Annotated in this window: 6 protein-coding genes; 2 read left to right on the top strand and 4 right to left on the bottom strand. The window is 72.8% G+C overall.

Going from position 1 to position 13,822, the window contains the following annotated elements; all coding sequences use genetic code 11:
- The 4 genes from ACH4SP_RS05525 to ACH4SP_RS05510 form a co-directional block, all read right to left on the bottom strand.
- Entirely contained in the window at positions 1 to 6,534 is a 6,534-nt protein-coding gene (locus tag ACH4SP_RS05525) for an amino acid adenylation domain-containing protein (RefSeq protein WP_398409626.1), read from the bottom strand.
- A 128-nt stretch (positions 6,535 to 6,662) separates the two neighbouring features.
- On the bottom strand, positions 6,663 to 7,997 hold the full coding sequence (locus ACH4SP_RS05520; RefSeq protein WP_398409623.1) for a serine hydrolase domain-containing protein: 1,335 nt from the start codon (positions 7,995 to 7,997) through the stop codon (positions 6,663 to 6,665).
- Positions 7,998 to 8,169: 172 nt separating this feature from the next.
- A complete protein-coding gene (locus ACH4SP_RS05515; protein WP_398409621.1) occupies positions 8,170 to 10,743 on the bottom strand; it encodes an ABC transporter permease in 2,574 nt (857 codons plus the stop codon).
- Between the two features lie 4 nt (positions 10,744 to 10,747).
- Entirely contained in the window at positions 10,748 to 11,512 is a 765-nt protein-coding gene (locus ACH4SP_RS05510; protein WP_398411723.1) for an ABC transporter ATP-binding protein, read from the bottom strand.
- Between the two features lie 294 nt (positions 11,513 to 11,806).
- Here ACH4SP_RS05510 and ACH4SP_RS05505 point away from each other — a divergent pair, with 294 nt between their 5' ends.
- A complete protein-coding gene (locus ACH4SP_RS05505; RefSeq protein WP_398409619.1) occupies positions 11,807 to 13,051 on the top strand; it encodes a sensor histidine kinase in 1,245 nt (414 codons plus the stop codon).
- Positions 13,039 to 13,692 carry a LuxR C-terminal-related transcriptional regulator gene (locus ACH4SP_RS05500; RefSeq protein WP_398409617.1) on the top strand — a complete coding sequence of 218 codons (654 nt, stop codon included), beginning with the start codon at positions 13,039 to 13,041 and terminating at the stop codon, positions 13,690 to 13,692. The genes ACH4SP_RS05505 and ACH4SP_RS05500 overlap by 13 nt, the downstream gene beginning before the upstream one ends.
- The last annotated feature ends 130 nt before the right edge of the window (positions 13,693 to 13,822 follow it).

Raw genomic sequence — 13,822 nt, 5'->3', positions numbered from 1 at the left:
TCATTCCCCTCGTCCGCTGTCGCGGGTTGCGTGGTCCGCCTTCTCGCGGCGCAGTTCCGCGCGCGCTCCCGCCCGTACGGCCTCGGCGAGCGCGGCCACGGTGCGGGCGGTGAAGACCTCCCGGGCCGGGATCCCGACGCCGAAGAGCTCCTGGATCCGGGTGGTGATCTGCAAGGTCAGGATGGAGTTGGCGCCCTTGTCGGGCAGGTCGTCCTCGACGCCGATCCCCTCGACGCCGAGCAGCTGTTCCCAGGCCTGGGTCAGGGCCCGCTCGACGGCGTTGCGGGGGGCCAGGTAGGGCCGCTGCCGCTCGGCTCCCGGTGCGGGCAGCGGCAGGGCGTGGCGGTCCGTCTTGCCGTTGGGGAACCGGGGCAGGGCGGCGAGGACCACGAGGGCCGAGGGGATCATGTACTCGGGCAGGTGCCGGGCGAGTTCGGCCCGTACCGCATCGGTGTCGGGGGGCGGGACGCTCCCGGACTGGAGGAAGCCGATCAGCTCGGTGTCTCCCGAGGGCCGCCGCCTGGTCACGACGGCGGCGTCGGTCACCCCTTCCAGGCCCCGGAGCGCGTTCTCGACCTCGCCCAGTTCCAGCCGGTAGCCGCGGATCTTGACCTGGTCGTCCACCCGGCCGAGGAATTCCAGTTCGCCGTCGGGGAGCCATCTGACCAGGTCACCGGTGCGGTAGAGCCGTCCCTCACCGTCCGGGCCGAAGGGGTGTTCGCCGGAGGAGCAGTCGCCGAAGGGGTGGTCCAGGAAGCGCTCGGCCGTGAGGTCGGGGCGGTTGAGGTAGCCGCGGGCCAGGCCCGCGCCGCCGATGTAGAGCTCGCCCGGCACCCCCACGGGCACCGGGGCGCGGCGCTCGTCCAGCACGTAGACACGGGAGTTGGCGATGGGCGCGCCGATGGACGGCAGCCGTTCGTCCGAGGCGTCGCCGCGTTCCTGGAGCAGGCTCACCGTGGTGAGCACCGTGGCCTCCGTCGGCCCGTAGTGGTTCAGCAGCGTGAAGGGCGCGTCCGCGGGGAGCCTGCGCCGCACCACGTCGGCACCGGTGAGCATGTGCCGCAGCCGCCCCTTGCCGAGCGCGGGCTGGTCCAGGAGGGACTCCAGCCGGGGCGCGGGTACGACGGTCATGGTGATCTCGCAGTCCACCACCCACTGGGCGAACCGGCCCGGCTCGTCCAGGAGTTCGTCGGCGGCGAACCAGAGGCTCGCGCCCGCACCCAGGGTCCCCCACACCTCCACCACGGTGGGGTCGAAGCCGGGGGCGACGAGCTGCGAGACCCGGTCGTCGGGGGTGATCCGGTAACGCTCGCGGTACCAGTCGCACAGGTTCAGGACGCCGCGGTGTTCGACGAGTACGCCCTTGGCCTTCCCGGTCGAGCCCGAGGTGTAGATCACGTAGGCCAGGTCGTCGGGCGTGCCGCCGGACCCGGTACGGCCGGTCTCGGCGCCCTCTGTGTCCTCGGCATCCTCCGCGGCTTCGGCTGCGGCTGCGGCTTCGACGTCCTCGACGTACAGCACTTCCCTGTCGCCCACGACCTGACCGCCCGTCAGGCCGCGCTGGGTCAGGACGGCCTCGACCCCTGCGTCGTCGAGCATGTACGCGGCCCGACCCTCCGGCAGCGCGAGGTCCAGCGGGAGGTAGGCACAGCCCGCCTTGAGCACTGCCAGCTGGGCCACGACCAGCTCGATGTCCCGGGCGGTACGGACCGCGACGACGTCCCCCGGCCGGGCGCCCCGGTCGGCCAGCCGACGGGCCAGGAGGTCCGCCCTGGCGTCCAGCTCCCCGTACGTCAGCCGCCGTTCCCCGGAGACCAGCGCCAGGGCGTGCGGGTCGCGGCGGGCATGACCGGCGACCAGCCGGTGCACGCTGCCGTGCCGTGCGGGGTCCTCCGCGGTGGCCGTGTCGTTCCATTCGACCGTCACGCGCCTGTGCTCGGCGTCCGACATCATCGGCAGCCGGCCGATGCTCCTGCCGGGGTCGGCCGCGAGCGCGTCCACGAGGACCAGCAGGTGCTCGGCGAGCCGTGCGACGGTCTCCGGCAGGAAGAGGCCGGTGTTGTACTCGATCAGTCCGGTCAGGGCGCCGTCCCGTTCCTCGAACTCGAATCCGAGGTCGAACATCGCGGCGAGCCGGGGCAGCGGGACCTCCTCGGCGACGAGCCCTCCCGCCGAGGCGCCCTGCGGGCGCTTCAGGGTGATCGCGGCCTGGAAGAGCGGGGTGCGGCTGGGGTCGCGCTCCGGTTGCACGGCGTCGACCAGCCGGTCGAAGGGCAGGTTCTGGTGGGCGAACCCCTCCAGGACCGTCTGCCGCACCTCCGCGAGGAACTCGGCGACCGTCAGCTCGGGCCGCACGTCGCTCCGCAGGACCAGGGTGTTGACGAAGAACCCCAGCACGTTCTCCAGTTCGGCGTGCTCACGTCCCGACACGACGGTGCCGAGCGCCACGTCCTGCTGCCGGGCGTAGCGCGAGAGCAGCAGCTGTACGGAGGCCACCAGCGCGCCGAAGAGCGTGGTGGACTGCGCCCGGCACAGCGCCGTCAGCCGGTCGTGGAGCGCGTCCGGAACCCGGAAGGTGTGGGTCGCGCCCGCCGTGGTCCTGGTGGCCGGGCGGGGCCGGTCGGTGGGCAGGTCGAGCGGGGCGGTCCCGGCCAGCTTCCGGCGCCAGTAGGCCAGTTCCTCGTCCCTGTCCCCGTCCGGTGCGTCGAGCCGGGCGCGCTGCCACACCGCGTAGTCGGCGTACTGCAGCGGCAGCGGCGGGAGCTGCGCGGGGACACCGCTGTCGGCCTCCTCGTACAGGGCGCAGAACTCCCTGGCCAGGATGGTCTTGGACCAGCCGTCGGTGACGATGTGGTGCATGTCCAGGAGGAGTACGTGCTCCTCGTCGGCGACGCGCACCAGCAGGACCCGCAGCAGCGGCCCGGTGCCGAGGTCGAAGGGGACGGTGGCCTGTGCGCGCAGCAGCCGGTCGAGTTCCGCGGCGCGTTCGGCCGGTGCGAGGTGCGTCAGGTCGGCGCGGCGCAGCGGGACCGGCCGCGGCGGGTGCACGGTCTGTGTGCTCCCGTCCGCCCCCGACGTGAAGGTGGTGCGCAGGATCTCGTGCCGGGCCACCAGTGCCTGGATCGCGGTGTGCGCGGTGTCGGGGGCCAGCGGGCCGGTCAGCCGCAGGGCGGTGCCCGAGTTGTACTCGGTGCCGCCGGGCTCGAAGTCGTGCAGGAAGAGCAGGCGTTGCTGCCCCGACGACAGGGGAAGTTCCGTCTGCCGGTCCACCGGGACCAGGCCGGAGGCGAGCGCAGGGGCGTCGCCGAGCCGGGTCGCGAGCGCGGCGACGGTCGGCGCCTCGAAGAGGGCCAGGATCGTCACCTCGCAGCGGAGGACGGCCCGGATCCTGCCGATCAGCCGGCTCGCCAGCAGCGAGTGGCCGCCGAGGTCGAAAAAGCTGTCGTCGACGCCGAACCCGTCGGCGCCAAGCACCTCGGAGAACAGCTGGTGGAGCTGCTCCTCCCGGGCGGTGCGCGGCGCCCTGCGGCCGGCGGCGCCGTGCAGCAGGGGCTCGGGGAGTGCGGCGCGGTCGATCTTGCCGTTGGGGGTGAGGGGGAATCCGGCGAGCTCCATCACCGCTGCGGGGACCATGTAGTCGGGCAGCGCGGCGGCGGCGTGGGCGCGCAGCACCGCGCTGTCGGTGCGCACGCCCGCGGGGGGCACGACGTGGGCGACGAGGCGTGCGTCACCGGCCCCGTACTGCTTGACGCTCACCACGCACTCGGCGACGGAGGGGTGCCGTGCCAGGACGGTCTCGATCTCGCCCGGTTCGATGCGGAAGCCGCGCACCTTGACCTGGCTGTCCGCCCGGCCGAGGAACTCCAGGTTCCCGTCCGCTGCCCAGCGCACCACGTCGCCCGTGCGGTACATGCGGGCGCCCGGCCTGCCGTACGGGTCCGTGAGGAAGCGTTCCTCCGTCAGGTCCGGCCGCCCGAGGTAGCCCTGGGCCACCCCTTCGCCCGCGATGAACAGGTCGCCGGCCACTCCGGTGGGGACCGGCCGGAGGGCGGCGTCCAGGACGTAGACCCGGGTGTTGCCGATGGGCCTGCCGATCGGGGGTGCGCCCGCTCGGTCGTCGAGCCGGGCGGCGGTGGACCAGATGGTCGTCTCGGTGGGCCCGTAGAGGTTGGTGACCTCCGAGCCGAGTGCGCGCATGGTGTCGGCGAGGGAGCGCGGCAGCGCTTCCCCGCCGACCGCCATGCGCAGTCCGCGCAGCGCCTCGGGATGGTGGGCGCACAGTGCCTGCCACAGGCTGGGGGTCGCCTGCATCACAGTCGCCGACGCCTGGGTCAGAAGCCGGGCGAGTGCCTGTGGATCACGGACACTCGCCCTGTCGGCGAGGACAAGAGTGGCGCCGCTGATGAGCGGCAGGTAGATCTCCAGGGCCGCGATGTCGAAGGAGACGGTGGTGACCGCCACCCAGGTGTCGTCCGCGGAGAGCGGGAACAGGTCGGCCATCGCGGCCAGGAAGTTGGAGAGTGCGCGGCGGCCCACGACGACGCCCTTGGGCAGGCCGGTGGAGCCCGAGGTGTAGATGACGTAGGCGGCGTCCTGGTCGCCCGCGGCCGGATTCGGCACCGGGTTCGTGGCCGGGTTCGGCACCGGGTTCGTGGCGGGCAGTGCGTCCAGCCGCCGCTTCGTGTCCGGGTCGTCGAGCACCAGCAGTCCCCCCGTGGCGGCGGGGAGGCGGGGGACGGTCGAACCGTCGGCGACCACCACGGCAGGCGCGGTGTTCCGCAGCACGTACGCGATCCGGTCCTCGGGGTACTCCGGGTCGACGGGCAGATACGCGGCGCCCGTCCTGGCCACCGCCAGCAGGGTCGCCACCAGGTCCCGGGTGCGGGGCAGGGCGATCGCGACGAAGGTCCCGGGTCCTGCCCCGAGTTGCAGAAGGGCGTGGGCCAGCCGGTTGACGCGCGCGTCGAGCTGCGCGTACGAGATCTCCTCGCCCGCGTGCACCAGTGCCACGGCGTCGGGGTGGAGCCGCGCCCGCTCCTCGAAGAGGGCGGCGGGCCCGGCCGGCGGAACCGGCCGCACCGTCTCGTTCCACTGCTCCAGCAGCCGGTGGCGCTCCGCCGCGTCGAGCACCTCGAAGGTGTGCAGCGGGGCGTCCGGGGAGCCGACCGCCGCCGTCAGCAGGCGTACGAACGCCTCCGCCAGCCGCCGCACTCCGGGCTCGTCGAACAGCTCGACGGCGTAGCCGAGGGTCAGCTCGATACCGCGCGGCGCACCGTCGGCGTGCCGTTCCCTGAAGCGGAAGTGGAGGTCGAAGGGGAGGTGCGGGCGCGGCAGTTCCCAGACACGGGCCTCGACACGGGCCACTGGGCGGGACTCGACGCGGGCCTCGGGGCCGCCGAAGTCGAGGGGTGCGCGCACCCGGGACGTGACGTCCATGGCCACTTGGCACAGGGGGTGCCGGTTGAGGGAGCGCTCCGGCTGGAGCTCCTCGACGAGGCGGGCGAAGGGGAGGTCACCGTGGTCACGGGCCGTGGCGGCGAGGGCCGCGCAGTGGGCGGTCTGGTCCCGCAGGCTCCAGCTCTCGTCGGCGGCGGTCCGCAGCACCACGAGATTGGCCAACGGGCCGACCACCGGCGCGCGTTCGGGGGTCTCCCGGCCGGTCAGCCAGGTGCCGATCGGCAGGTCCCGGCCCGCGCCGAAGCGGGTGAGCGTCGCGGCGAGCGCGGCGTGCAGCACCGCGGCGGCGTCGGCGGCGCACTCGGCGGCGATGCGGGTCACCGCGCGGTGGAGTTCCTCGTCCAGCTCCAGCCCGAGTTCGGCGCCGCGGTACTCCGCCACGGCGGGCCTTACCCGCTCGGTGGGCAGGGAGAGCTGCTCGGGCATGCCGTGCAGGGCGGCGCGCCAGTGGTCGAGCTGCTCGGCGGCACGCGACGGCCGGTCCCCCTGCGGGGCGTCGAGGAACTCCCTCTTCTGCTGGGCGAGTTGGGCGTACTGGCGGGTGGTAGAGCAGGCCGGTGGCCGCCGGTTCCGCAGGCGCAGGGAGTACGCGTCGGCGAGGCTCTCGATCAGCAGGTCGAGCGAGGCCTCGTCCACCGCGATCCGGTGTGCCACCAGGACCAGTACGTGTTCGCCCGCCGCGAGGGCGAACAGCCGGGCGCGCAGCGGGTGTTGGCGGGTGAGGTCGAAGGGCAGCGCCGCCTCGTCGAGCAGGGTCCGCGCCAGCCGGGACGCCTCCAGCGGTTCCGCGGCCAGCCCGGCGAAGAGCTCCTGGGCGGGCCTTCTCTCGGGACGGCAGGCGCCCTCGTGCTCGGCGTACACGGTGCGCAGCACCTCGTGCCGACTGCTCACGTCGCCGAGCGCGTGGCGCAGCGCCGGGAGGTCGAGGGCCCCGGTCAACCGCAACGCGACGGACAGGCTGTGCTCCGCCCCCGAAGCGCGGAGCCGGTTCAGGAACCACAGCCGGCGCTGTTCGGGCGAGAGCGCTCGCTCGTGGGCGGTGCGCTGCACGGGAATGCGCGGAGGGAATTCCGTCACTTTCAAACTCCAACGAAGAGTGGACCGACACCGATTTCGCCCTGCTTGCGGCAGATCACGTGCGGGAGGGCAGACCAGCTGTGCGTGACAGATCAGCGGTGCGTAACAGATCAGCGGTGTGTGGCAGATCAGCTGTGCGTGGCAGCGGAATTCAATTCCCTGCGCAGCATGCGCCCGGAGAATTGCATGAGGTCGGTGGAACCGGTCGCCCGGTCCACCAGAAAGCGCCCCGTGAGGGGAAGGCCCGCGAGGTCCTGGCGGTGCGCCGAGAACTCGTCGTCCGCCGCGGCCTCAAGCCGGTAGCGGGCGCCGTCGTCGTCCTCCAGGAAGACCTCGCCGTCGCGGCCCGTACCGACGAGGTAGGTGGTGTCGCCGTTGGTCCAGGCCCCGGTGCGGCCCTGGAGGCCGCCGGTGCCCCGCGTCGCCCGCCGGGGCGGGGGCGCTCCCAGGTCCAGGCCATCGGCGCGCAGCAGTTCGGTGACCTCGTGCCATGCCGCCAGGCCTGCCGAGGAGTTGGTCAGCAGCGCGATCACCGTGCCGCCCTCGGGGTCGACGCGCAGGTTGCAGGTGGTCCCCGCGCCCGAGCCGTCCAGTCCGAACCAGGGCCGCTCCGGCGTTCCGTACCTGCCCCAGCCCAGCCCCCAGCCCGCGGCCAGCCCGAAGGGGGTGGCGCCGGGGGCCGCCGTACGCATCAGCGCGACGCTCTGCGCGTCGAGCAGTGCGTCGTGCAGGCCGTCCCGCCGGTCCAGGTGCAGCCGGGCGAAGAGCACCAGGTCCTCGACCGTGCCGGCCAGTGCGGCGGCCGGGGCCAGACCCGCGGGCAGCGCCGACTCCACCGGCAGCGGGCCGGTCCTGGTCGGGGCGTGCCCGCCGGTGATGCCGGGGCCCGGGACGAACGACGGCTCGATGCCCAGCGGGCGCAGCAGGAAGGAGGACACCGCGTCCGCCCAGTCCGTGCCGGTCACCTGCTCGATCAGCCGGCCGACGAGCACGAACCCCGCGTTGGAGTACGAGAAGGCGCTCCCCGGCTCGAAGAGGAGGGGCTGCGCGGCGGTGGCCGCCGCGTGCCGCCTGGTCGAGCGGCTGTCGCCCCGGTGGTCGCAGACCAGCCCGCCGGTGTGGCTCAGCAGGTGCCGCAGGGTCACGCGCGCACCGATGGCGTCCGGCGCGTCGGCGAACTCGGTGCCGTACTGCCCCAGGGGGGCGTCCAGTTCGAGATCGCCGTCGTCGACGAGCTGCATGGCGACCGTCGCGGTGAACAGCTTGGTGACCGACGCGAAGGGGAACCGCGGGAGAACCTCTCGGTCCCCCTTCCCGGTCCCCGTCCGCGCCGTTCCCGTCCGCGCCGTTCCCAGCCGCGCCGTTACCGACTCGCCGCTTTCGAGGAGCGCGAATTGCGCCTCGGGTATGTCATAGCTGTCGGTTATTCCATTGATTCGCTTGATCAGGGTTTCCGAATCCACAACGCCCCGCCCTGCGTGCCGAAATTCAAATTTCCTTCCGCTCGAATGAGGCTAGCATCGGGAATTCGGCGCGACAGGACCCTTAAGTCGCAGGCAAATAACGCTGGTTGACGCCGCGCGAGGGCTGCTCGCGGGGACTGCGCGTGGGGGCTGCGCGCGGCGTCCGGCGCGCCTACTCCCGCAGGCCGATGGCCAGCACGGGCGGTGTGCGCAGCGCCCACCGGGTGGGCAGCAGGACGGCCAGCGCGCCGATGGCCGTGGTCAGGGCGACGATCCCCAGGTAGAGCAGCGGGGGGATGTGGGGCACCGGCGAGCCGGTCAGCCCCAGACTCACGGTCACCAGGGGCAGCAGCGGCACCACGGTGCCCACCACCACGGCGATGATCACCACGATTCCCGCCTCCACCCGCATCATGCGCATCACCTGCTGCGCGGGTGCGCCCACCAGGCGGAGCAGGGCGAACTCCCGCACCCTGCCGAGGGTGGCCATCACCAGGGTGTTGGCCACCGCGATGGCGAGATAGCCGAAGATCAGCGCCAGCGGCAGGGCGCTGCTGAGCACGCTGGAGGTCGCCTGGCCCTCCTGGGCCGCCGACAGGCCCGCTTCGTCGAGCACCTCGGTGCCGGGGTACCGGCCGCCGAGGCCGCGCAGCGCCTCCTCCACCGCTCCCTTGTCCGCGCCGGGCGCGGCCTTGACGAACACCGAGTCGTTCAACCGGCGTGTGCTGTGCGCGAGTACGGTCTGCTGCGGCAGGGTGACGTCGCCGAAGCCGAGGCCCCGGTCGTACACCGCCACGACCACCGGCTTGTACTCGACGCCGTCGGGCAGGTGCAGCCGGGTCCGGTCGCCCACCCCCACACCGAGGGTGTTGGCGGCGCCGCCGCTCAGCGCCACCGTCCCGTCCTTGAGCCCGTCCACGCTGCCTTCGGTGACCTTCAGGTCCATCGTGGCGGCCAGGCCCCCGGGAGTCACGCCCTGCGCCTGGTACTTGAAGATCTCCGGCGAGTCCAGCAGCTTGCGCGAGGCGGAGAGTTCCACCCGGACGATCCCGGTCGCCGCGGCCACCCCCGGCAGCCGGGCCGCCTCTGCGGCCGCCGGCAGGGGCACGCCGCCGCCGGTCCCGGTGAGCGTGAAGTCGGCCACGATGCCCTGCTCGGCCTGGTCCTGGGCGGCCGCCGACGTCGTGGTCGGGATCACCAGCTGGACGAGCGCGAAACCGATCGCCAGGGTCAACGGGCCGATGCCCGCGGCCAGTCGGCGGGCGTGCGCACGGGTGTTGGCGACGGCCAGGAAGCCGTGCGGCCCGGTGCGCCTGCGGACCGGGCCCGCCAGCAGCCGGGTGGAGAGCGCGACCACGGGCGGGCCCAGGAGCAGGATCGCGACCACCATGACGAGGCCGCCGGAGCCCGCACCGGCCACCGCGAAGATGCTCCCGAAGAACAGCGGCAGCAGGGAGGCCGCGGCACCGAGGACGAAGAGCAGCACGCCGAACATCACCCGGCCCCGGCTCAGCCCCGGCTGCTCCACGGCGGCCTCCCCCATCGCCTCCACCGGGCGGATGGCGACCGCCTTGCGGGCCACGCCCAGCGCGGCGACCTCGGCGGCCAGCACGCAGACGGCCACCGCGACGACCATGGGCAGCACACCGTACGAGAACTCGAAGTCGTCCGGCAGGATCCCGATGGTGGTCAGGGCCACCCGCATGAGGCCGGCGACCAGCATTCCGGGCAGGCAGCCGAGCACCGCCGCCACCAGCGAGATCAGCAGCGCCTCGGCCGCCATCATCTTGTAGATCTGACGCGGCGTGGCCGCGACGGCACGCAGCAGCGCCAGTTCGCGCCGCCGCTGGTGCACGCCCAGCGCCAGCGTGCTCGCCACCACGATCATCGCGATGAGCACGACGACCGCCCCCAGTGAACCGGCCAGTTCCTGGAGGTCGCTGCGGGCGGTGGCCACGTCGGGGTTCTCCACCTGGCTGCGCTCCGGACCGGTGTGCGCGTGGAGGCCCTTGTCGGGCACCTCGTGCTCGATCCGTTCGGCCAGCTCCTCCGGGTCGGTTCCCGGCGCGGCGACCACGCCGACGGCGTTCACCTTCTCCGGGTCGCCGGACAGGGTCGCCGCCTGCGCCTCGGTGAAGAAGAGGGAGGCCGTACGCAGCGACCCGTCCCCGCTCTTCGGGGCCGCGACGCCCGTGACCTCGAACTCGGCGGCGGGCCCGGTGGCCGCCAGCTTCACCCGTCGGCCGGGCTCCACCCCGGCCCGTTCGGCGAGACCCGCGTCGATCACCACCTCGCCCGCCCGCTGGGGGGCGCGTCCCGCCGTCAGCGCGAAGGGGGCCAGCACGGCGCTGTCCCAGCCGTGCCCGACGGAGGGGCGGCCGTCCTCGCCCGCCACCAACTCGCCCGACTCACGCACGAGATGGGCGGGGAAGCTGACGTCGCCCACCGCCTTGGCCACGCCCGGCACCCGGCCGATCGCCGCGATCAGTTCACGGCTCACCGGGGCCGGTTCGGCCAGCGGCTTCTCCTTGGTCTTCTTGCCGTCGTGGACCTTGAAGGACTCCTCGCCGCTGACGATCACGGCGGCCGCCGCGTACCGCTGCGTGGGGGTGCCGGAGCCGATGCCGGACTGCAGGAGGATGCCGAAGGCCGTCACCAGGGCCGCCGCACCGAACAGCGCGACGAAGGCGCCCACGAGTCCGGACTTGCGCTCCCTGAGCGTCATGCGGACCAGTCGGAAGATCACCGCGTCACCACTCCCCGAGCCGCGTCATGCGTTCCGCGACCCGCTCGGGGGTCGGCGACTCCATCGTCTCGGCGAAGGAGCCGTCGGCGAGGAAGACCACCCGGTGCGCGAAGGACGCGGCGACGGGGTCGTGGGTGACCATCACGACCGTGTGCCCGGTGCTGTCCACGACGTGGCGCAGCAGCTGCAGCACCTGTCGTCCGGTGCGGGAGTCCAGGGCGCCGGTCGGTTCGTCGGCGAAGATCACTTCGGGGCGGGTGATCAGGGCCCGTGCGATGGCCACCCGCTGCTGCTGGCCGCCGGACAGCTGGGCCGGCCGGTGGCCCATGCGGTCGGCAAGGCCGACCTGGCGCACGACCTGCTCCAGCCAGCCGGGGTCGGGCGCTCCCCCGGCGAGCATCATGGGCAGGGTGATGTTCTCCGCGACCGTGAGCGAGGAGAGCAGGTTGTACGCCTGGAAGATGAAGCCCACGCGCTCCCGGCGCAGCATGGTCAGCTCCGCCTCGGTCAGCTCCGCCAGGTCCGTGCCGCCCAGGCGGACGGAGCCGGAGGTCGGCCGGTCGAGTCCTGCCGCGCAGTGCAGGAAGGTGCTCTTGCCCGCGCCCGAAGGTCCCATGACGGCGGTGAAGCTGCCCCGGGAGAAGTTGATCGTCAGGTCGCGCAGGGCGACGACCGCTCCCGGGCCCCGTCCGTAGCCCTTGCTCACTCCTTGCAGGCGTACCGCCCAGGGATCGGGGCCCGGCGCAGTGCCGCCGACGGCCGTGTCCAAAGTCCCGCTGCCGGGTGCCCGGCCGACGCTCTCACCGCGTGCCACCGCTGAATCTCCCTCTGCCGAAACGACCTCTTTGTCTTCCGTCTTCACGCTAGAGGCCCGGGGCGCGGCCCACCACGACGTGTACTGGTAGTCGAAAGGTGCAGCCAGCTGCCCCTTTTCGCGCCGTCGCGAAAGATCCCCGGGCAGTGCGGAAGCCGGGTGATAACGTCTCCAGGACGTGTGGAGGGGGAGCGGGCAAGCATGCGGGTGACTTCTCAGCGAACGGTTCCGCAGGGTCCCGTCCGGTCGATGACCTGGGACGCCTTCGTCTCCCGTTTCATCGCTTCGTTACCGTACGTACTGATCAACGGCGGTACCGCACTGCTCGCCCTGATCGGTCTCTACACCCTGGGCATCGCCTTCGCACTGATCCTGGTGGGCCCGGGTCTGCTCCTGTTACCCAGCCTGTTACGGCAGTTGCGCCGTGCGGCGGACCGCCACCGGGCCAGGGCAGCGGCCCTGCTGGACACCGAGATCCACTCGGACTACCGGCCCCTCAAGGGCGGCGTGCTGGTCCGGGCGCACACCCTGCTCACCGACCGTGCCACCTACGCCGACATCGCCTGGCTGCTGCTGCACTCCCTGTTCGGCCTCTTCAACTGCGCGCTGACGCTGGGGCTCACCGCGGGCGCGACGAGCTGGTTCACCACTCCGCTGTGGTGGCAACTCGTGCCGACCCCCGCCCAGTTCCTCCTCTGGGAGATCAGCACCTGGACCGCCTCGATGGGCGCCGTGATCGTCGGCCTCGCGTACGCCGCACTGGCCGGCCTCGTCGTTCCGCTGCTGGCCCGCGGGCATGCCCGGATGACGCGCTTCTTCCTGCAGCCGCGGCACCGGAAGGTGACCCTGGCCCGGCGGGTCGAGGTACTGACCGCCACCCGCGCCGAGGCCCTGGACGCCCATGCCGCGGAGCTGCGCCGGATCGAACGGGATCTGCACGACGGCGCCCAGGCAGGGCTGGTGAGCGTCTCGCTGCGGCTCGGACTGATCAAGCAGGCGCTCGTCCACGACCCGGCCCGCCTCCCCGAACTCATCGACCGCACCCACGAGTTGGCCGAGCAGTCGCTCACCCAGCTGCGGCAGGCGGTGCGTGCGATCTACCCGCCGATCCTGATGGACCACGGCCTGGCCGAAGCCGTCCGCTCGCTGGTCGCGGTCTGCCAGGTCCCCACCGAGCTCGACCTCGAAACGGACGGCAGCGGCAGACGCGCACCCGTCGCGGTCGAGTCCGCCGCGTACTTCGTGATCTCCGAGGCGCTGACCAACGTCGCCAAGCACAGCGGCGCCACCCACGCCCAGGTTCGCCTCTACACCACAGGAAGCAGGATCATCATCTCCGTACGTGACAACGGCAAGGGCGGCGTGTCGGAGGACTCCGGCAGTGGTCTGCAGGGGATCAGGCGTCGCGTCGCCGCGTTCGACGGCGCCACCGAGCTGTCCAGCCCGGTCAAGGGGCCGACCATCCTGCGAGTGGAGCTGCCGTGCGGATCGTGATCGCCGAGGACAACACCCTTCTGCGGGAGGGGCTTTCACTGCTGCTGACCAGTGCGGGGCACGAGATCTGCGCGATGGTCGAGGACGGCGAGACCCTGCTGCCCACGCTCCTCGAACACCGCCCCGACATCGCCGTCCTGGACGTCCGGCTGCCGCCGACCTTCCAGGACGAGGGGCTGCGGGCCGCCGTGGCCGCGCGCGCCGAGATCCCGAACCTGCCGGTGCTGGTGCTCTCCCAGTACGTCGAGCAGGCCTACGCCTCCAAGCTGCTCGCCCAAGGGGCCCTGGGCGTGGGCTACTTGCTCAAAGACCGCATCAGCAGGGTCGAGGAGTTCCTGCAGGCGCTGGAGCGGGTGGCCGGCGGCGGCGTCGCGATGGACCCCGAGGCCATCTCCCAGCTGATGGTGCGCCGCACCCACAACGACCCGCTCGCGGTGCTCAGTTCGCGGGAGCGCGAGGTGCTTTCCCTGATGGCGGAGGGACACGGCAACACCACCATCGGGAAGCTTCTGTTCATCGCCGAGACCTCGGTGAACAAGCACATCGGGAACATCTTCAACAAGCTGGGGCTGCCCACCACCGACGGCGGCCACCGCAGGGTGCGCGCCGTACTCACCTATCTGAACGCGGAGAACGGCTGAACGCGGAGAACGGCCGAGCGCGGGCAGCGGCCGGGCGCGGGCAGCGGCCGGGCGCGGGCAGCGGCCGGGCGCGGGCAGCGGCCGGGCGCGGGCAGCGGCCGGGCGCGGGCAGCGGCCGGGCGCGGGCAGC

It is taken from the genome of Streptomyces sp. NPDC021093 (assembly GCF_044333135.1).
Lineage (GTDB): Bacteria > Actinomycetota > Actinomycetes > Streptomycetales > Streptomycetaceae > Streptomyces.
The sequence above is the reverse complement of the archived record's forward strand: the minus strand, read 5'-3'. Positions and strand labels throughout refer to the sequence as shown.